The organism is Acinetobacter sp. GWC1_38_13 (assembly GCF_001767535.1).
Taxonomy (GTDB): domain Bacteria; phylum Pseudomonadota; class Gammaproteobacteria; order Pseudomonadales; family Moraxellaceae; genus Acinetobacter; species Acinetobacter junii.
The window spans coordinates 1-21,055 of the sequence record NZ_MELG01000097.1 but is presented as its reverse complement, the minus strand read 5'-3'; the positions used below and the strand labels follow the sequence as shown (position 1 = coordinate 21,055).

General features: G+C 37.5%; 19 protein-coding genes and 1 pseudogene. 10 read left to right on the top strand and 10 right to left on the bottom strand.

Features of this window, described 5'->3' with window-relative positions:
• Positions 1–10: 10 nt before the first annotated feature.
• From A2003_RS10260 to A2003_RS10245, 4 genes are all read right to left on the bottom strand, one after another.
• Entirely contained in the window at positions 11–1,432 is a 1,422-nt protein-coding gene (locus A2003_RS10260) for a phosphomannomutase/phosphoglucomutase (RefSeq protein WP_286687296.1), read from the bottom strand.
• Positions 1,433–1,624: 192 nt separating this feature from the next.
• Positions 1,625–2,077 (bottom strand): dUTP diphosphatase, encoded by a 453-nt coding sequence (gene dut / locus A2003_RS10255; RefSeq protein ID WP_099948236.1) that lies wholly within the window; start codon positions 2,075–2,077, stop codon positions 1,625–1,627.
• A 22-nt stretch (positions 2,078–2,099) separates the two neighbouring features.
• Positions 2,100–4,139: a DNA helicase Rep gene (gene rep, locus A2003_RS10250; protein WP_286687295.1), complete on the bottom strand. Its 2,040-nt coding sequence runs from the start codon at positions 4,137–4,139 to the stop codon at positions 2,100–2,102.
• A gap of 184 nt (positions 4,140–4,323) precedes the next feature.
• Positions 4,324–4,986 (bottom strand): YiaD family glycine zipper/OmpA-like lipoprotein, encoded by a 663-nt coding sequence (locus A2003_RS10245; protein WP_004952706.1) that lies wholly within the window; start codon positions 4,984–4,986, stop codon positions 4,324–4,326.
• 387 nt (positions 4,987–5,373) lie between these two features.
• Here A2003_RS10245 and yihG point away from each other — a divergent pair, with 387 nt between their 5' ends.
• The 6 genes from yihG to A2003_RS10215 all read left to right on the top strand — a co-directional run bounded on the left by yihG (position 5,374) and on the right by A2003_RS10215 (position 9,833).
• Entirely contained in the window at positions 5,374–6,291 is a 918-nt protein-coding gene (yihG, locus tag A2003_RS10240) for a 1-acylglycerol-3-phosphate O-acyltransferase, YihG family (RefSeq protein ID WP_004960040.1), read from the top strand.
• A 24-nt stretch (positions 6,292–6,315) separates the two neighbouring features.
• Positions 6,316–7,374 (top strand): hypothetical protein, encoded by a 1,059-nt coding sequence (locus tag A2003_RS10235; RefSeq protein ID WP_004960043.1) that lies wholly within the window; start codon positions 6,316–6,318, stop codon positions 7,372–7,374.
• Positions 7,375–7,491: 117 nt separating this feature from the next.
• Positions 7,492–8,211, top strand: coding sequence for a septum site-determining protein MinC (minC, locus tag A2003_RS10230; RefSeq protein ID WP_004913931.1), 720 nt, complete (start codon positions 7,492–7,494; stop codon positions 8,209–8,211).
• Positions 8,212–8,276: 65 nt separating this feature from the next.
• Complete coding sequence (gene minD, locus A2003_RS10225) at positions 8,277–9,089, top strand: septum site-determining protein MinD (protein WP_004913932.1); 813 nt, start codon at positions 8,277–8,279, stop codon at positions 9,087–9,089.
• Positions 9,090–9,091: 2 nt separating this feature from the next.
• Positions 9,092–9,364 (top strand): cell division topological specificity factor MinE, encoded by a 273-nt coding sequence (gene minE, locus A2003_RS10220; RefSeq protein WP_004663449.1) that lies wholly within the window; start codon positions 9,092–9,094, stop codon positions 9,362–9,364.
• A gap of 181 nt (positions 9,365–9,545) precedes the next feature.
• A complete protein-coding gene (locus tag A2003_RS10215) occupies positions 9,546–9,833 on the top strand; it encodes a PA4642 family protein (RefSeq protein ID WP_004952694.1) in 288 nt (95 codons plus the stop codon).
• A 37-nt stretch (positions 9,834–9,870) separates the two neighbouring features.
• Here A2003_RS10215 and rhtC read toward each other — a convergent pair whose 3' ends face one another.
• Both rhtC and A2003_RS10205 read right to left on the bottom strand, forming a co-directional pair.
• On the bottom strand, positions 9,871–10,488 hold the full coding sequence (rhtC, locus tag A2003_RS10210) for a threonine export protein RhtC (protein ID WP_004960048.1): 618 nt from the start codon (positions 10,486–10,488) through the stop codon (positions 9,871–9,873).
• Between the two features lie 128 nt (positions 10,489–10,616).
• A complete protein-coding gene (locus A2003_RS10205; RefSeq protein ID WP_151805564.1) occupies positions 10,617–13,703 on the bottom strand; it encodes a DNA translocase FtsK in 3,087 nt (1,028 codons plus the stop codon).
• 255 nt (positions 13,704–13,958) lie between these two features.
• Between A2003_RS10205 and trxB the strand changes: the two genes are divergently transcribed.
• The 4 genes and pseudogenes from trxB to A2003_RS10185 all read left to right on the top strand — a co-directional run bounded on the left by trxB (position 13,959) and on the right by A2003_RS10185 (position 18,242).
• Positions 13,959–14,909, top strand: coding sequence for a thioredoxin-disulfide reductase (gene trxB / locus A2003_RS10200; protein WP_004952686.1), 951 nt, complete (start codon positions 13,959–13,961; stop codon positions 14,907–14,909).
• 111 nt (positions 14,910–15,020) lie between these two features.
• Positions 15,021–16,576: pseudogene (locus A2003_RS10195) on the top strand (methyltransferase regulatory domain-containing protein).
• 90 nt (positions 16,577–16,666) lie between these two features.
• Positions 16,667–17,398 (top strand): leucyl/phenylalanyl-tRNA--protein transferase, encoded by a 732-nt coding sequence (aat, locus tag A2003_RS10190; RefSeq protein ID WP_099948230.1) that lies wholly within the window; start codon positions 16,667–16,669, stop codon positions 17,396–17,398.
• A 28-nt stretch (positions 17,399–17,426) separates the two neighbouring features.
• On the top strand, positions 17,427–18,242 hold the full coding sequence (locus A2003_RS10185) for an arginyltransferase (RefSeq protein WP_004913944.1): 816 nt from the start codon (positions 17,427–17,429) through the stop codon (positions 18,240–18,242).
• A gap of 1 nt (position 18,243) precedes the next feature.
• Here the strand turns inward: A2003_RS10185 and rimI are convergent, their stop codons facing one another.
• From rimI to A2003_RS10165, 4 genes are all read right to left on the bottom strand, one after another.
• Complete coding sequence (gene rimI, locus A2003_RS10180; RefSeq protein WP_004913946.1) at positions 18,244–18,705, bottom strand: ribosomal protein S18-alanine N-acetyltransferase; 462 nt, start codon at positions 18,703–18,705, stop codon at positions 18,244–18,246.
• A gap of 97 nt (positions 18,706–18,802) precedes the next feature.
• Entirely contained in the window at positions 18,803–19,687 is an 885-nt protein-coding gene (locus tag A2003_RS10175) for a metal-dependent hydrolase (RefSeq protein ID WP_151805563.1), read from the bottom strand.
• A 205-nt stretch (positions 19,688–19,892) separates the two neighbouring features.
• The gene (locus tag A2003_RS10170) at positions 19,893–20,774 is read right to left on the bottom strand and encodes a metal-dependent hydrolase (RefSeq protein WP_125297736.1); all 882 of its coding nucleotides are present in this window, start codon (positions 20,772–20,774) and stop codon (positions 19,893–19,895) included.
• Positions 20,775–20,977: 203 nt separating this feature from the next.
• On the bottom strand, positions 20,978–21,055 hold a 78-nt coding region (locus tag A2003_RS10165; RefSeq protein WP_210016132.1), incomplete at its 5' end, for an EF-Tu C-terminal domain-related protein.

The following is a 21,055-nucleotide window of genomic DNA, read 5'->3' as shown; positions in this document are numbered from 1 at the left end:
GCCTCTCCTTTTAAGCCTGTGCTAGTTCTTGTGCAATTTGTGGATATCGAATTAGCAACATAGAAACAAATTTATCGCGAATTTCAACTAACCGATCTGGATGATCTGCATCAAAACGGACAGTAAAATACTCACCTGTATTGGATGCTCGAATAATGCCAAAACCATCATTAAAATCAAGTCTTACACCATCAATTTTACTTAACTGTGCACCTAAATCCTGACTTAGAGTTTCAATTTCATTTAAAACACTTAATGGATTAATATCATGGGTACTAATATAAGTATCTTCGGTACAGCAACGCTCAGGATATTGTTTTAGCAATGCAGATAAATTTGCTGAACTTGAATGGGTGAGATATTCCATAACACGTAGTGCAGCATATAGACCATCATCATAACCAAAACCACGACCATCATTGAAAACATAATGCCCAGCATATTCACCACCAAATACAGCAGCACCATTTGATTGCGTTAAATAAGTTCGTAAAAAACTACTTCCCGTGCGAATCATTTTGGCTTGCCCACCTAATTGTTGCACTGTATTGGCAACCATTTGTGAGCATTTGACATCAAATACAATTTCTTTTTGGGGATGATTTTCTAAGCACATTTGTGCAAATAAAGAAAGCAAACGATCGGGACTAATAATCGTGGCATTTTCATCTAGCAAAACGACTCGATCGCCATCACCATCTAACGCAATTCCAATATCTGCTTGATGTTCAATAATCAATTGTTGTAGACGTCTCAAGTGTTCAGCATGCGATGGGTCAGGTGCATGATCAGGAAAATGACCATTTGCATCACAGCGTAATGCAATCACTTCACAACCAAGTTTTTCCAGTACAACTTTGGCACAACGCCCTGCTGAGCCATGTAAGCCATCCAAAACAACCTTCAATGGTCTCGTGAGTTGAATATCGTCGAGCAAAGATTGTTGATATTGTAAACAATAATGAGGAATTACTTGATGAGTAATTGTCTCATCTCGAATTTGATAATCTACTTGAATAGGTATATTTTGAGCAAACAGCCCAACTTCTTGAATCACTTCTGGACTAGGTGGCTCACCTTTTAAAATCCATTTAATTCCATTATCAGACTTAGGATTGTGACTAGCCGTCACCATAATGCCATTACCACCAAAATCACGAGCAATGTAATACATCATTGGTGATGAGCAGCACCCGATATTAATAACTTCAAAACCTTGTTTTTCCAATATATGCTGTAGAATATCAGCATACGTTGGACTAGTTAATCTTGCATCATATCCAATAACAATTTGATGTTGACCATATTTTTTATATTGAAATGCTAATGCATGCGCAATAGAACGAATTATCGTGGACGTTAGATTAGAAAGCTTTCCACGGATGTCATAGGCGCGAAAAATGTTCAGAGGAAACGTATGTTTTATATTCACAGCAAGCCCCTATTCTTATAATCATTCGATTATTAAAAAAAACTTAAACTATTAAGAAATTAATTAACCCTTGTTCAGAAAAATTAAAATAATTAATCAGCTGCTTTTTAATATAAATTCAAATAACAATCAATATGAAAAATGCAATGTTTTTCAGTTAAACATTGCATTTAAAATAATAAGGCTTGGGAATTACTGTTGACCAGTATGTCCAAAACCACCTGCTCCGCGCTCTGTAGCAACAAATTCATTCACTTGTTCAAACTCTGCTTGAACGACAGGAACGAGTACATATTGCGCCAAACGCTCGCCTGGCTCTAGGCGGAATGTATTTTTTCCACGGTTCCACACTGAAACCATCAGTTCACCTTGGTAGTCTGAATCAATCAAACCGACTAAATTACCCAATACAATACCATGTTTATGCCCAAGACCCGAACGTGGTAAAATTAATCCCGCAAAGTTTGGATCTTCGATGTAAATCGCCAAGCCTGTTTTGACTAAAACCGTTTCACCCGCAGCAATTTCAATTGCGTCATCTAAACATGCACGCAAATCTAAGCCAGCTGAACCTGTTGTTGCGTACGATGGCAATGCCCATTCTTGACCTAAACGTGCATCTAATACTTTAACTTGAACTTTCATTACAACTTCCTACAAATAATCTTTAACGTTTCAATAATGCTTTTAAGTTGGCAAGATACTGTTGAGCCTGTTCTTTAGGGTCAACATTTGGTGCTAGTTTCTTTTTACGACCGTGCCACTCTAAATCATCTTGTGGTAATTCATCTAAAAAACGACTCGGAGTCATTTGTCGCATTTGACCGCCATTCTTACGTTGCTCTGCAAGCGTTAAAGTTAGACCTTGACGCGCACGAGTAATCCCTACGTACATCAGACGGCGTTCTTCTTCAATGGTTTCAGACGCAATCGAGTTCTTGTGCGGCAATAACTCTTCTTCTAAACCAATCATGTAGACGTATGGAAATTCCAAACCTTTCGCAGCATGTAATGTCAACAAATTGACTTTATCTGTATCTTCTTCTTCTTGTTGCTGCTCCAACATGTCTAGAAGAACCAATTTACGAATGACACTTTCAATATTTTTTTCATCGACATCGTCTGTACGATTAATTAAGTTTTGGATACTTGTGTACAGGCTTTCAATATTATCGATCTTCGTTTTTTCTTGAGCTGGCGTTGCAGCTTGCTCACGAACATAATCAATGTAGCCTGCTTCGTTGATCATTTGACGTACTTTAGGTACTGGTTCGTCATCATCTAACAGTTCACGTGTAAAAGTCGCAATAAAGTCTGCAAACTCATGTAATTGAGTCGCCGCTTTTTTAGGTAAAACCATTGCAAGACGTTGATCAGAAGAAGCCGTCAATAATGATAGGGTATTTTCTTGAGCAAATAGACCTAACTTTTCTAAAGTGACAGGACCAATTGCACGTTTCGGAGTATTGATAATACGTAAAAAAGCACTGTCATCTTCGGGATTGATAATGAGACGTAAGTAACTCATTACGTCTTTAATCTCAGCGCGGGCGAAGAATGATTGACCACCTGACAATTTATATGGAATTTGCACCTGACGCAGTTGTGTTTCAAGAACACGTGCTTGGAAATTACCACGATACAGAATAGCGTAATCTTTCCAATTTTTTCCATTCATCAATTTATGCGTGATTAAATCTTTAACTACGCGTTCAGCTTCATCATCATCATTTAAACACGTGATTACACGGATGGTTTCACCGTGCCCTTTATCACTCCATAACTTTTTATCAAAGATATGAGGGTTATTTTCAATGACAGCATTTGCCGCTTTTAAAATTCGACTGGTAGAACGATAGTTTTGCTCAAGCTTGATTACTTTAAGATTATGGAAATCATCTTTTAATAAAGCCATGTTTTCAGGCTTTGCACCACGCCAAGCGTAAATCGACTGATCGTCGTCACCTACCGCAGTAAACTGCCCCATCACCCCAACAAGCAATTTCACTAAGGTATATTGTGCTGTATTGGTATCTTGATATTCATCGACGAGTAAGTAACGAACACGATTTTGCCATTTATCACGAACCTCAGCATTTTCCTGAAGCAATCGTGTCGGCATTACGATCAAGTCATCAAAATCTACAGCGTTATAAGCTCTCAAATTACGTTCGTAAAGTTGATACAAATGAGCAAGCTGAACATCTTCAGGTGTTTCACATGTTGAGTGAGCTTGCTCAGGTATGACCAGATCATTTTTCCAATCCGAGATTTTCTTCATGGCTTTCGCGATCAGTTCTTTACTTTCTGCTCCAGATAGGTTGTCACGCTGCATTAGATCCATCAGGATTCTTTTGCAATCATCTGCATCCAAAATCGAAAAATTCGCTTTTAAAGGTAAATGTTTTAACTCTATTCGAAGCAAATTCAAACCAAATGTGTGGAATGTAGAGACTGAAAGCCCTTTGGCTTCTTCACGTGAAAGCAACTTACCGACACGCTCTTTCATTTCACGTGCAGCTTTATTGGTAAAAGTCATCGCAGTAATACGATGCGCAGGAATACCACATTGTTGAACTAGAAAAGCGATCTTTCGAGTGATTACAGAAGTCTTACCCGAGCCTGCACCTGCAAGCACCAACAATGGCCCCTGAACATATTTCATGGCTTCAAGTTGCTTGTCATTGAGTTGACTGGCAGATGACATCGTTGTAATACCTCTCACGTTTTCGAGCATGATTATAGACATCTATTTTTTAGAATCCCAATAATAAATCTGAGGATATGTATAAATTATGATGTCTTACTCCAAGATGGCGTCACTATTTGTCGTACTAAAAACTTGGCAATAAAAAAACCACCCGAAGGTGGTCTTTTTACAGCAATATTAATTACTGTTTAGCATAAATGCTGATTTCAACACGGCGGTTTTGTTCTTTACCTGCCGCAGTTGCGTTTGAAGCGATAGGATTAGAAGAACCTAAACCTTGTGCATCAATACGGCTGCTTGAAACACCTTGGCTTGCTAAATAGTTTTTAACTGATTGAGCACGTGCTTGAGACAATGGGATATTGATTGAATCATTACCAGTATTGTCTGTGTAGCCAGTAACTAAGATTGCGCTCTTATTATCTTCAGCTAAAGTTTGCGCCACTTTGTTTAAAGTGCCGTAGAAGTTTGGTTTGATGTTTGATTTATTTGTATCAAACGTGATGCTACCAGGCATGATCAACTGAACAGAACCATCTGGGTTACGGCCAACTTCTACACCAGTACCTGCCATTTGAGCACGTAATTTTTTCTCTTTATTATCGAGATATAAACCACTCGCACCACCAAGGATTGCACCAATCGCAGCTGCGCGGTTGTTTTGTGAAGAAGAGTTAGCATTACCTTTTGAGATGCCATAACCTGCAGCTGCACCAATTAATGTACCTAAAGCAGCTTTGTCGTATGAAACACCGCCGATATCATTACCTTGTCCGCTCATTGTTTGGCAACCAGAAAGTACCAATCCAGCCCCTACGAGTGTTGAAATAACTAATGCACGCATCGCGTAGCTCCTGTCTATGTATTTTGTTGTCTGAACAGATAATGAATGAGAAAATTCAGCTAGACCATTGATATTTTGTTAATAATAAACAGTTTATTTGTATTTTTGTAATATTTTGATGCACTTTACATTTCCACTTAATCATAGTTTCTTCATGTTTATCCAATTGTGAAGAAATCAAGGAAATTTATAAGTTAGAATAAGCTTCGCAAACAAACTAAAATTTGTACATATGCGACAGATTCACGTTTTCTGCACAGAAAAATTAATTCAAATGGTTTAAATATATAAAAAAATGTCAATATCAATAAATATACAGTTGTATTTAAACCACTGTTGTTTATAGTTAATCCATCTTTTCAAAACATCTGCCTCAAGGTTCGATTTATGTCTACCGCGAATAAGAAAACATCATTATTGCGAAAGGTCAGTAAAGGTCTTACTGTTAGTTCTGTGATCACAGGAAGTACATTTCTACATGGACCTCCTGTTCTGGCTTTAGGTCTCACTAAATTATTCAAAAAATCTGCCAAAGTAGACGAAACCAATATTCAACTAGCCAATAGCTGGATTGGGGTAAACAACCAACTGATTGAGAAAGTTTTACCAAACCTAAAATGGGACATTACCATTGATGAAAAATTAGATCTCAATCTACAAGGTCGCTATATGATGATTTGTAATCATCAAAGCTGGGTAGATACAACGGTAAATCAATATTTTGGTCTGAATCGAATGCCTCTTACTCGCTTTTTTACGAAGTGGGAGCTGATCTTTATTCCATTTGTGGGTCAGGCTTTTAAAATCTTGGGTTTCCCAATGATGAAACGCCATACCAAAGAACAAATTGCTAAAAATCCTGAACTCAAACATCGTGATTTGCTAGAAGCACGTAAGGCATGTGAACAACTATTAAGTCAGCCATTCACCCTTCTCAATTATTTAGAAGGTACTCGATTTACGCCTGAAAAACATTCACAACAACAATCACCTTATAAGAACCTACTTAAACCCAAAGCTGGTGGCTTAGCCCTAGCATTAAACATACTTGGTGACAAGATTGATGCATTAGTGGATATGACGATTGTCTATCCTGAAGGTGCGCCAGGTTATGGCGACTTTTGGTTAGGTGACGTTTCAAGCATTGCTGTTGATTTACGCAAAATTGAAATTCCTGATTGGGTTTTGGGTGGAAATTACGAAGATGATGCAGTTTATCGTGAACGCTTTCAGAAATGGGTAGATCAAATCTGGACTGAAAAAGATCAACTTATTAGTCAACTCAAATCAAGATATAATTCATAATCTCTTCAAGGATTGAGCAGAAAGATGACCCAGCAGGACACCGATAAAAACTCTAAATATAACTATGTTAATCCGAACAGTAAGTTCTTCAAGCTGTTTCTTATTTATGACATTTTCATGGTTTTTATTATTGTTTTCAATTTGTTCTGTCTTGGAATGAACTTTTTCCTGATGAGTAATATTGGTGAATGGTTTTTTAACACCATTCACCTCTATAGCGTTTTAGAGTTTTATCGTAGCTATCTACATCCATGGGTTATCACAACCGAAGCTTGGTTTATTATCTTCCTGATTGTTGAGCTTGCGATTCGTTGGCTACTATCAATCATACAAAAGCATCACGCGCGTTGGTGGTTCTTTCCATTTATTCACTGGTATGAAATTGTTGCAATTATCCCCCACTTTCGCTTTCTGCGTTTATTCCGTGCGGGGATTATCGCGTATCGTTTACATGAGCTTGGATATAAAGTTGTACCCGATAGCATCCGCTTAAAAGCAATTTTTTATTATCGTGTTGTCATGGAAGAACTTTCTGATCGGGTTGTGATCACTGTAATCGATGGCATTAAACACGAACTGGATACTAGCTCAAGTCATAAAAAAATTATTCATGATCTAGTCGATCATCATCGTCAATTATTTACTGTGACACTATCTTCAATGTTGCAAGAATCACTCGCAAAAGCTTTACAACAGCAACAACCAATCATTACTCAAAAAGTAGGTCATATTGTTAATCAAGCAATCGAAGATACACCTGAACTCACTCAACTATTACGTCTGATTCCTATTGTTGGCAGTCGCATAGAACAACAAATTCAAAGTATCGGACAACGTTTGGGTGAAAACATTACCGCGGGTTTAATTGAACCGTTCACAGCTAGCTCATTTGAACGTCCAAATGAAAACTATTTACTGATCGCAGAAAAAGTCAGTCAATTAAATATTGATAACCAATACTTAGAAGAACTTGTAGAATCAGTAGTCTATGAAAGCCTCGAAGCGATTCGAAAACAAGTCAAAGTTAAACAATGGCAACAAACATTAAATGAATATGATCAATTGGATAAAAAAGCAGTGTGATTACAAGAAAATTTACTAATCAAGCTAGAGAATTCGTGTAATTTGTTCTAGCATTTGCTTTTATTTACAACATGCGTAAACACAATAGAGTGCTTAAAAAGCCCTGAAGGATAAATTATGGCTGACATACGGATTACGGGCAGAATGGTGAATTTTAGTCGACTCACGTTCGACACAAATGACCACGATGCAATCCGACAGCAACTTACTAGCACACTAAACGAAGGTTCCTATTTAGGAACTTTAGTCATTCTAGACAGTACCGTTGAACAAGAATTGATTGCTCTTATACAGCTACTGATTGATATTGGTTTACAACCTATGGCTGTAATCGATGGAATCTTAGGTGATGAAGCACGTGCAATCCAATTCCCTGTATTGCCCGCAGATCAACCTTTACAGCGGATCAAAGCATCTAAAGAACAAGTCATCGAACATGTTGTCGAAAAACCAGCAGATCAGGCTGCAAAAGAAATACCACAAAAAGCTACATCAAGTCCGCATATCACCTCATATCATGATGAAATTTTGCGAACTGGACAATGTTTAGTGCAAGATCAGGGTGATATTATCTTGAATGCTGGCATGAATAGTGGTTCTGAAGTAATTGCATCTGGAAATATTCACATCTACGGGAATGCTCGTGGTAGAGTCATTGCTGGTGTGGGTGGACATATGTCCGCACGAATTTTTTGCAATTCGCTTGAAGCAGAATTAATTTCTATTGCGGGTACTTATTGTGTAGCAGATGATATTCCTAAAGATATGATCAAAAAGCCTGTACATATTTATTTAAATAACAAGCAAGAGCTTGAATTTGAAGCCTTGCAGTTTTAAGTTATCACATTAAACACCAAAAAAGCCCTTTTAGGGGCGTATGACCATAAATAGGAGTGGATTCGGTGGCCAAAATTGTTGTCGTAACGTCAGGCAAAGGTGGTGTAGGTAAAACTACAACAAGTGCATCTTTTGCAACAGGTTTAGCCCTACGTGGTCATAAAACTGTTGTGATTGATTTCGATGTGGGTTTGCGTAATCTTGACTTGATTATGGGTTGTGAACGTCGTGTAGTCTATGACTTTGTCAATGTCATCAATAATGAAGCTCGCTTACAGCAAGCACTGATCCGTGATAAAGATATTGAAAACTTATATATTCTTCCTGCATCACAAACACGTGATAAAGATGCCTTGAGTGATGAAGGTGTTGCACGAGTTATTGATGAACTTTCTCAAGAGTTTGACTACATCATTTGTGATTCTCCAGCAGGTATTGAGCGTGGCGCTATCCTTGCCATGTATCATGCTGATGAAGCAATCATCGTAACAAACCCTGAAATTTCATCTGTTCGTGACTCTGACCGTATCATCGGAATGTTAGACAGCAAAACTAAAAAAGTTGAGCAAAACGAAGGACGTATTCGTAAGCATCTTTGTATTACTCGCTTCAATCCTGAACGAGCGGATAAACAAGAAATGCTCACGATTGACGATATTTCAAAAGACATTTTACGTGTACCAACACTAGGTGTTGTACCTGAATGTCCAAGCGTACTTCAAGCATCAAACGAAGGTAAACCTGTTATTTTGTACTCTGAAGCAAAAGCAGGACAAGCGTATGATGATTTAGTTGCTCGTTTCCTTGGTGAGGATCGTCCATATCGACACATCACAGTACAGCCAAAAGGTTGGTTAGCTAGACTATTTGGAGCGTAATTATGGCAGGATTCTGGAGTAAACTTTTTAGCAGTGATGAAAAACCATCAAGTGCACAAACTGCCAAAGATCGCTTAAAAGTTATTGTTGCGTCTGAACAAGGTCTTGGTCGTCGTTTAAGCCAAGACAAAATTGATCAAATGAAAAAAGAGATCATGCAAGTGGTAAGTCGTTATGTTCGTGGTGTAGACGAACAACACATCCAAATGCAAGTTCGTTCAGAAGCTAACATCGAAATGTTGGAAATGAATATCAATTTACCTGAAGATCGATAGAAGTTTTTCAATTAGCGATTTTTTGTAAATCAAGGCAAAATACACAACAGAATTTGAAAAGTTTGAGTTTTATTTTCACAATTGTTTTGAAATACTTTTTTCGAATAAATTTAGAGAATTAACGCTTTTCTGATCCTGCATCGTATTTTGCCTTTATTATTTTTAAATTCAGGAGATTGTCATGGCATTATCACAGCCAGCAACTTTCAATGAAGAATGGTCAGATGAGCGTGTTTTTGCCTACCTCAACCAACTTCCTCCAGCAGGCGTAAATGCTGACTTTCACGTTCTATATCATGCGTTTAAACATATGCGCCCAAATGATTACGAACGATTAATTACTAAATTCTTAGCAGATGGTCGTGACTTAAATGCAACCAACCCTGAAGGGCAACGCATTCATGATGTAATTGCACAATTTCCTCGTCAAAAAGATGGATTCTTAGAAGTCCTAGCGAAATTTGCATAATAAAAAAGCCTGCTTCAAGCAGGCTTTGATTTCTCTGTTATCGGCTACCAATCAAATAAACACCGAGCAAAGTAAAGATCCCACCAGAAATACCATCAATCCATTTGGCAAAGTTCTGGTAAGCATTTCTGAATGTAGGTAGCGAAAATACAAAAGCCACAAGTAAAAACCATACCAATGTTTCAACAGCTATTATGATAAACAATAAGAAATGATGTTGATCAAAAAGTGGATTAGCAAGAAAGAGCGAGAACACACTACCAAAATAAATGACTGCTTTAGGATTGGATAAATTAGTGAGCAAACCTTTTATAAAGAACAACCATGCTGATTGAGGTAAGGTAATTTGTTTGATTTCCTGCTTTTGTTTAGAAAATGCTGAACGCAGCATCTGATAACCGAGCCAACACAGATATAAACCACCAGCAATCAAAAGTCCTTGTTTAAGCCAAGCCATTTTCTCAAAAATGATATTCAGTCCCATTAATGCCAACAAAGACCACAGCATCGCGCCCATGCATATTCCAACTGCAACTAATACAGCATCTTTACGTGAACGACTTACTGCTGTTTGCGACACAAGGAAAAAATCTGGACCAGGTGTAATCAGTGCACAAAAATGAATGAAAATGAGCGTACTTAAAGCGATGAATATAACTGATCTCTATGATGAGACGATGGTCTATCAGCTTAATTAAAAAACGTGATTTTTACCATATTTAATCTATAAAAATGAAAATAAAAAAAGCCTCGAAATTGAGGCTTTTTAAATGATCATTTAGTTTAAACCAAAATATCTCGTTTTCCGTTTGCTCCCATTGAGCTCACAATTCCATTCTCTTCCATCTGATCGATAATTCGTGCAGCTCGGTTATAACCTAAACTAAATTTACGTTGAAGTGATGAAGTTGAAGCTTTTCGGGTTTCCAAAACAAAAGAAACACATTGGTCATATAGAGCATCCCGACTAGGATCACCATCGCCATCTTCAAAACCACGTGATGTAGGTTCTTCATCGAACGGCGTCAAGATTTCATCTACATAATTTGGCTCACCACGTTCACGCCAAGCATCACATATACGGTTAACTTCATCATCACTGATAAATGCACCGTGAACACGCTCAGGCTCGATTTTACCCGGTCCAAGGAATAACATATCACCATGTCCAAGTAAGTCCTCTGCACCACCCGCATCAAGGATGGTACGTGAATCGATCTTACTGTTCACACGTAAAGCCACACGCGTTGGAATGTTGGCTTTGATGAGACCTGTAATAACATCGACAGATGGACGTTGTGTTGCAAGTAAAAGATGAATCCCAGCGGCACGTGATTTCTGCGCTAAACGCGTAATCATTTCTTCAGCTTTTTTACCCACCTGCATGATCATGTCTGCAAATTCATCGGCAACAATAACAATCGAAGGTAATGGTGTTAATCGAGGTGCTCTTTCTTGAGTCGCTGAATCACTAGGTTTCCACGTCGGATCAATTAAATCCTCACCATTTGCAATCGCTTCTTCAACTTTACGGTTATAGTCACTTAATTTACGAATCTTCAAGAATGACATCAACTTATAACGACGCTCCATCTCATTTACACACCAATTTAAAGCACTAACAGCATCCTTCATGTCTGTTACTACAGGTGTCAATAAGTGAGGAATATCACTATAGTTTGCCAACTCAAGTTGTTTTGGATCGATCAAAATTAAGCGTAATTGATCAGGGGTATACTTTAATAACATCGATAAAATCATCGAGTTTACTGCAACCGATTTACCTGAGCCTGTTGTTCCCGCTACGAGCATATGTGGTGCTTTGGCTAAATCAGTCAGTACTGGATTTCCTGAAATATCTTTCCCCATCGCCATACTGATCAAGTTATTTGGATCACGATAAGTTGGGGTTTCCAATAATTCGATCAAGCGCACCATTTCACGAGAACTATTAGGTACTTCAATCCCGATATATGGTTTACCAGGAATAACCTCAACGACACGTACGGAAGCCATCGACATTGAACGCGCTAGATCGCGTGAAATATTAGTAACTTTTGATGCTTTAACACCTGGTGCAAGATCAAGTTCAAAACGTGTCACTACTGGTCCAGGCTGTGCTTCCACTACTTGTGCTTTGACATTAAATTCTTGCAGTTTGATCTCAAGCAATTCAGATAATCTAGCCAATTGATCGGCTGTAAAATTCACTTTCTTATTTGGATCAACACGGTCTAACAACTCCAAACCAGGCAAGGTAGGTAAGTCGCGTCGCTTTTGGGCAACTTGCATTGCTCGTGACATTGGTCGTCCGAAAGCATCAGTTAAAGGAGCATCTAGATCAAAATCATCATCCAAATCGATTTCTAATTCTGGTTCTGTTTTACCAGCTGTTTCCTGCCATGCCTCGATGAATGCTTCCTTAGATAATGTTTCTTTTGGTGCTTCAACTTCAATTGGTGCTTTTACGAAGGCAGATGACTGTGCATAACTTGTGCTTGTCGACGGTGTCTTAAACTCATCTTCGTCTATCAATAAATCATCGAAGTCATCAAATTCAGATTTCTGAGTTTGTTTCACCTCATCATGAGCACTGATCGGGGAATGAATATTTTCTTCAACGACTACAGTATTCTCTGGCTTTACAGTGAATTCAAATTCATCAATATCTTCATTCACCTCAAACTGTTGTTTTTGTTGCAATGAAGAAGTCTGCAACTCTTGATTAAATGGTGTATGAACATCTGTCGCTGTTTTGCTATTTGGAACAGCAGCGAGTAATTCATCAAAAATTTCATCATCATTCCAATCTAAATCACGATGATTAGTTTTCTGAACAACATTAGAATTTGATGATGTATTTAACATCTGATGATCATCAAGCTCGTTACGATCATCTGCTGCTTTCAGTAAAGCATCTATTTCTTGTTTATGGCTTTGTTCATCATGTTGCAGTGCACGCCAAACCTCACCAGTTTGTATGAGTCTTTGACTTTCAGCTTCGAATTGGTGCGCACGTTTTAATGTTTGCTCGAAATCGTCCTCTGGTTTTGATTCTTGGACATTCATGCGTTGTTGTTCTTTTGCGGCCACATCGGCAAATAATCGCTCAGCCAATACCTGATGATGAGAATCATCAAATTTAGTTTGAGTCTCTTGGTTTATAATATCGTGAGTAGAATGATTGGCTAATACTGGTTCTGTACCTACAGTAGCAGAAGTCTGAGCATTGGTTTTTAATGGTGTTTCAGTCATCGAAATTTGTTCAGTACGATCATACGCTGACTCTTGTTGAGGTACATTCTTATAAAATAGATCCTGCAAATATGCGGGTGTTTTCTTTAGAGTAATCCATGTTTTATCCCATTGGATTCCAAAGGCTAAAGTTAACAATAAAATACTGAATGCGAGTAAAAATAACGTTGCACCATATATTGTCAGCAAGCCAGTTAGACTTTGTCCTAATTCATAACCAATAATTCCACCAGCTGCATTATCTAGAGTGTCCGCAGGAGTATTCCAGTGCAGATAGAACAAACTCGCCACAGATAACACGAGAAAGAATTGTGCAGCATAACGAAACGGACGGTTAAGGAAACTTCTTGGCCACCATACTTGGATTGCTTCAATAAACAAAAAAATCGGGAGCAGCAAACTCGCCCATCCTAAGAATCCAAATAACAAATCTGCGATCCATGCACCTGCAACACCGCTCGCATTGGAAACCTGTTGGGTATCACTAGATATATGCATCCAACCTGGGTCAAATGGAGTATAGGTTACTGTGGCAAGAAATAGATAAATGCCAAAAGAAATCAAAAATAATGTCATTAAAAAGCGTTGTGCATAAACACTTGACACCGCAGTCATATACAGTCCTGTAACCCAATTTCGTTATTTGTTTGTCTATTATTTAAGGTCTAAACAACCCTAATCAATAAGTCTAATATTATGCACGTGTTCTTACAAAAAAGATGCACGATTGTTTACTGTTGTTGTTAACATCCTGATCGGATATAGCGCAATTCGATTGAGTTAATCAATATTATCATCATCGATTTAGCCCACTCCCCTACGGATTCACGTATAATTTTAGCATTTTCAATATAAAAAGGATGTTCTTTAATGAGCGCTCGTCACTCACGGTTAATTATTTTGGGTTCTGGTCCTGCGGGTTACAGTGCAGCAGTTTATGCAGCTCGTGCAAACCTTAAACCAACACTCATTGCTGGCTTACAACTCGGTGGTCAATTAACAACGACAACTGAAGTTGATAACTGGCCTGGTGACCCTGAAGGATTAACTGGTCCTGTACTTATGGAGCGTATGCAAGCCCATGCTGAACGTTTTGGTACAGAAATCGTATATGACCATATCAATGAAGTTGATTTAAAAACACGCCCGTTTGTTTTAAAAGGCGATATGGAAGAATACACCTGTGATGCTCTCATTATTGCAACTGGTGCGACCGCTCAGTATTTAGGTCTTGAATCAGAAGCAGCATTCATGGGACAAGGTGTAAGCGCTTGTGCTACATGTGATGGTTTCTTCTATAAGAACCAAAATGTCATGGTTGTGGGTGGTGGTAACACTGCAGTTGAAGAAGCACTTTATCTTTCAAATATCGCAGCTCATGTCACATTAGTTCACCGTCGTGACAGCTTGCGCTCTGAAAAGATTCTACAAGATCATCTTTTTGCGAAAGAAAAAGAAGGTAAGATCAGCATCATTTGGAACCATCAAGTCGATGAAGTATTGGGTGATAATACTGGTGTAACATCTGTACGTATCAAATCTACCCAAGATTCAAGTACACAAGATGTTCAAGTACAAGGTCTATTTGTTGCGATTGGACACAAACCAAATACAGATATGTTTGAAGGTCAATTGAACTTACGTGATGGTTATATTCAAGTTCAAAGTGGCACTTCGGGTAATGCAACAGCAGCATCAATTGAAGGCGTTTTTGCTGCTGGTGACGTTGCTGATAGTATCTATCGTCAAGCGATTACCTCAGCAGGTTCAGGCTGTATGGCAGCATTAGATGCTGAGAAGTATCTTGATAATTTAAACTAATTTACATTAAGTTTAAAAAGCCACCATTTTTATGGTGGCTTTTTTTGTTAAATGATATATACAATCAAAAACATGGCTTTATTTAACAACAATTATATTTTGGATGAATACATGACAACAACATGGACCAATGGCTACCAAACTGAAGTCAATTACACCTATGGCTATTATCGTGATCTTAGCCCTAACTTCCAAAAATTCTGTTTACTTTTAAATGGGATAGATAGTCCAGATATTCAGACAAATCAAACACATTGTGAACTTGGCTTTGGGCAAGGTGTCAGCATCAACATACATGCAGCAAGTACTGATGCCAATTTTTACGGTACTGACTTTAACCCCGCACATGCAGCTCATGCCAACCAATTAGCACAACATAGCCAAACTAAGCCATATTTTTTGATGATAGCTTTGAAGAATTATTAAATCGAAATGATTTACCCATGTTTGATTCAATTAGCCTACATGGAATATGGAGCTGGATAAGCTATGAAAACCAACACATCATTTTGAAATTCATTCGCAAATATTTAAAACCCAATGGTATTGTCTATATCAGTTATAACTGCGTGACGGGTTGGGCTGCCAATATGCCTATACGCGAGTTATTTCATAGTCATTTTAAATTTAATAGCAAAAGTACAAATCCACTGCAAAAAGTGAATGAAGCATTAAATTTTAGCGAAGAACTACTTAAACAAAATCCAATCTTTGCTCAAAGAAATCCCAATGCTTTGCAAAAAGTAGTCGATCTCAAACAACAAAATCCAAATTACTTAATTCATGAATATTTGAATCAAGATTGGCAATGCTTTTCATTTCAGCAAGTAGTCAGAATCCTAGATGAAATTAAATTATCTTATGCTGGGTCTACAGACTTAGGAACGCATCTAGATAACATTAATTTTTCAGAAGAACATCAGCAATTTCTAAATGCGATTGAACACCCGATTTTCAAAGAACAGTGCCGAGATTATTTTGCCAACACACAATTTAGACGAGATTTATTTATTCGAGGTAAAAATAATTTAACCCCATTACAAGTCCAAGCAAAACTCCGAAAAACAGCATTTGTGCTTCTAACAGCCAAAGAGCAATTACCGAGTAGCATTACAGGACTATTGGGGACATTCAATTTGATAGAGGAAATTTATCAACCAATTGGCAATCGATTTGCTGAAGTTAACTATCAACCGCTCACTATTGCAGATTTGGAAGCTAGTTTTCCCGAGCTTCACTATGCAAAAATCTTAAATGCGCTCGTTATCCTGTGCCATCTTGGACTAGCTCAACCATGTCAAAATAATGAACCATCTCAAAAAATGTTCGAGCATTGCCATAATCTGAATCATTACATTTTAAAACAAGCGAGTTTTCATCAAAACTATGGCGTTTTAATTAGTCCAATCACAGGCATTGGTATACCGACTGAACATTTTCATCAATTATTTTATCGCGCTCATTTTATAGATGGTTTAACGACTGCAACAGATTTTGCTTACTATGTGCAAGATGTCATCCAACAACTTGGATGGTTAGTTTTAGATAAAGATGGTCAAACGGTTTCAGATCAAGTTAAAAGCATTGAAATTATCCAATCTAAAGCCCAAGTATTTTTAGAAAGTAAGAAGTTGGAAATCGCGAAACAATTACGTTTATTTAATTAAATACTGATGATCGAATGGTGAAGTACTAGATTTGCCATTCGACCTTTCTTAGATTAATTTAATCTGAATCCTTTCCATATTCATTTTATTATGCATCAACTTCCACCCTCTCAATATATTTTTCCTGATCCTATTGAAGCAGATCCTGAGGGACATGGTTTCATCTGTATTGGTGCAGATCTTTCACCGTCTACATTATTTGAAGCCTACACACATGGATTATTTCCATGGTTCAACGAAGATGAACCTATCTGTTGGTGGAGTCCTGAACCACGTTGCATTATCGAACCAGAGGCATATAAACCGAGCAAATCCTTACTACGAAATATGAAAAAACATGATTATCGAATTACGATTAATCATGCATTTGAACAAGTCATTCGTGCCTGTTCGTTACCACGAAGTTATGCAAATGAGACATGGATTAGTGAAGATATAATTGAAGGATATTCAGCTCTATTTAAAGCAGGATATGCCTATAGTGTCGAAGTCTGGAATAATGAACAGCTTGTAGGTGGCCTGTATGGTGTCACTATTGGTAAAGGATGTTTTGGTGAGTCGATGTTTAGCACCGAAACAGATGTCTCTAAAATGGCATTCTATACACTGATGTTAATTGGACAGGAAAATCAACTGCCTTGGATCGATTGCCAATTGGTCAACGATCACCTTTTAAGTCTTGGAGCACGTACACTTTCTCGCCAAGCCTATTTAAAATCGTTACAAGATGTAATTATTACCCCCTCTATCAATTGGAAAAGTTATCAAGAACGTGTATTTTCAAGTAAAACAATAGCTCTTTTTTCAAAATTAGACGGTTAATGGATTAACACCTTGGAGGGACAGATTAATGAAATCATACCAACCCAAGTCCCTTTTAAATGACTTACAGTATTACATTACTCCACCACATGACTGTAGTTACCTCGATAACAAATCAGCTCGGATGGTGTTCTTAGATCCAATTCATCGCATTGATGTGGTGACATTATCTGAACTGTCACGTGTTGGTTTTCGTCGCAGTGGTGACTTTGTTTATCGCCCAGAATGTCATTTATGTCGTCAATGTTTGTCGTGTAGAGTCCCTATTCAAGAATTTCAAATGAATAGCAGCCAAAAAAAGGCATGGAAACGCAATCAAGATTTAAGCATGAATATCTTGCCTACCACGCAAGCGACAGAACAACATTATCAGCTTTATGAGAGATATATAAACGAGCGACATTCAGATGGTGATATGTATCCAGCCAATTATGATCAGTTCGAGAAGTTTCTCGTTCACAGTTGCACAGAAAGTTTTTTTATCGAATTATGGAAAGACCAAAAACTAATTGCGGTCTCTACTTGTGATTTGATGGATGATGGTTTATCTGCGGTTTACACATTCTTTGACCCAGATGAACAACGTCGCTCCTTGGGCGTTTATGCCATTCTTAAACAAATTGAATATGTAAAAACTCTAAATCTTGATTATTTGTATCTTGGTTATTGGGTGCCACACTCAGCGAAAATGAACTACAAGTCACAATACACACCACTTGAACTATTACTAGATGGTCAATGGCGTAGACTCAATCGCCCATTATCTGAGAAAGAAATTCATCAACTCGGAAACTCACTCATGAGTACACTACCTTCAGAGTGGGATGATCTAATCATTAAATAATTTAGGATTTAAATAAAGACGCGAAATCATCAGTGCATGTTTTGACCATAATCACAGCATGCTCTTTTGTACCATCCAAATTGGGATAATAATTTTTGCGTAAATCTATTTGATGAAAATCCATTTTTTCATACAAACGAATTGCAGCATGATTGCTTTGACGTACTTCTAAAAAAATTTGGATAGGATTATTTTTTAAAAGTTGAATTGAATAATCTAACAACTCGTATCCAAGACCTTTGCCCTGCTGGCTTGGATGGATCGCCATCAGTAACAAATTAGCTTCATCTAACACAGGCTGTAAAATACAGAATCCTACTATTTGATTTTTAGTTTCATAGACTGTGCATTGGTAAGAAAGCAAAGACTCCTGAAATTGTTTTTTAGACCACGGATGTGTTTGAACTAAACATTCAATCTCAGCAACTTTATCCAAATCCTTTTCTTGCATCAATCGAATCACGTGAACACCTTGTCAAAAACCTAATTGGCAGATTATCGACAATTTAAAACCAAATTTAAATAAAAAAATGGGCAATCTGATTGATTGCCCATTTTATTTAGTGAGGATTAAAACCTAACTCGGCACGCCATTTATTTAATAATTCAGTGGTGTCGTAGTCATTTGGATGGAATTTAGGTCTTAAGAACGCCAGTAAAGTTGGTATTTGACGGGTCATAAAACCTTTATAACCATACATAAATTTCAGCATATATTTCGTGTCACGCCACGTTAGTTTTCCATCAGTTTTGAGTAGTTTTACAGTGAAATAGGATTGGGTAATAAAAATCAGACCCATTGCAATCACAAGTGCTAGTGATCTCATAAAATAAGCTTTAGCACCTTGACCATACATTGCCTCGTACACATCAAAGGCAACAGCTTTATGTTCATTTTCTTCAACAGCATGCCACATCCACAAATGATACATGGTTTCATCCAAGAACATCGATTGGATATCTGGATTACTTAATAATTCCTCAGCAATTGTAGAGGTAAAATGCTCTAAAGCACATGTTCCAGTTAATCCAATCATTTCTTTGTTGAAACCAAAAGGTTTAAGTAATGTAGTAATTACATTAACACCATAATTGATCACTTTGCCTGTTTGCTCTTCCATCTTACGAACATCATAACCATAGGCTTGAGCAGATGCATTGAACGCTAAATGCTCTTTAGAATGCATCGCCTCTTGACCAATAAAAGCACTAATTTCTTTCTGCAAACGAGGGTCAGCTAATTTAGGATCGTTTCTAACCGCACGAGTACTGTTTACAAAAAATTGTTCACCTTCAGGAAATAGCGCTGATAAAGCAGTCATAAAATGCGTGAGTGCAGCATCACCATTTGCCCAATATCGAGGCACATCACCAAACTCAAAATCCATTCGACGTACAGGGAAACTAGCGCCAGCACGATTTGAAATATTGACTTTAGCATTCATACCTTATTCTCCTTAATGATGAATTCATTCTTTGTTTTTATCCATTCTTATTTTATACGCTGTTTATCATGCTTTAATTAAGTGCAGATAAGGTCATAAAAGCATCATCTTAGGACATGTCTTCAAGTTTTTATGAAAATATTTAAAATAGAAAAAGGGCAAATTCATGCCCTTTAAAAATAAACAGTATTGAAGAAAATAAGGCTTACAAACCTAATTTCGCTTTCCAATCTTTTAATAATTGAACTGTATCTAAATCATTCGGATGGAAACGTGGTTTAAAGTACGCCAGCATTTCTCCTGCCATTCCTGCGATAATCCCTTTTGATGGACTATAACCATACTTATAAATCATTCCCAACTCTTTAAGATTTAGCTTTTTATCTTGCTTAAGCAAACGTAAAGTGAAGTATGACTGAAGAATAAAAATTAAAGTCATCGCAAATACGAGCGCTGTTGTACGTAAGCTGTATGCTTTAATTCCTGTGCCAAAAACAGACTCATATACATCATATGCAACTGCTTTATGCTCATTCTCCTCAACCGCATGCCAGAACCACATATAAGACATTGTGTCATCTGTCATCAAATCTTGAATATGCTTATTACGCAATAATTCAGATGCAATCGTCGCTGTAAAATGCTCTAGAGCAGTCGTAGCGGTGAGATCAACCATCTCACGTGTCATACCAAAAGGTTTTACGATTTTCGAAAAATTATTTAAGGCAAATTGAATGTAACGACCTGTAATTTGTTCTAAGGCTCTTACATCATGACCGTATTTTTGAGCAGAAGCATTGAAATTAATATGCTCTTGAGTATGCATTGCTTCTTGACCAATAAACGCACTAATCTCTTTTTGCAGCTCTTCATTCTCTTTAATCGCTGGGTGATAACGCACAGCACGAACTGAATCAATAAATAATTTCTCACCATCTGGAAATAAAGCAGATAATGCAGTCATAAAATGTGTAAGACCTGCTGAGCCACTCATCCAGTATTCAGGTACTTGATCAAAATCAAAATTCATACGACGTACTGGGAAACTTGCACCTGCACGATTTGAAATATTTACTTTAGCATTCATGCCGCCTACTCCTTTTCAGTGAACTTTTTTCTCTGAGCACTTTTGTTCGTTTTCTTAAGTTTTATATTACGTTTTTATATGGATCAATTAAGTGCAGTTTGGGACAGCAAAGTATCAGTTTGGGACACTATTCAATAAAATTGTCAAACAATTGATATAAAAAAACACCCCATAAGGGGTGTTTTTTTGATCACTCTAGGCGATTATGCAGTTACTTTAGCAACAACACCAGCACCTACAGTACGACCACCTTCACGGATCGCAAAACGTAGACCTGGGTC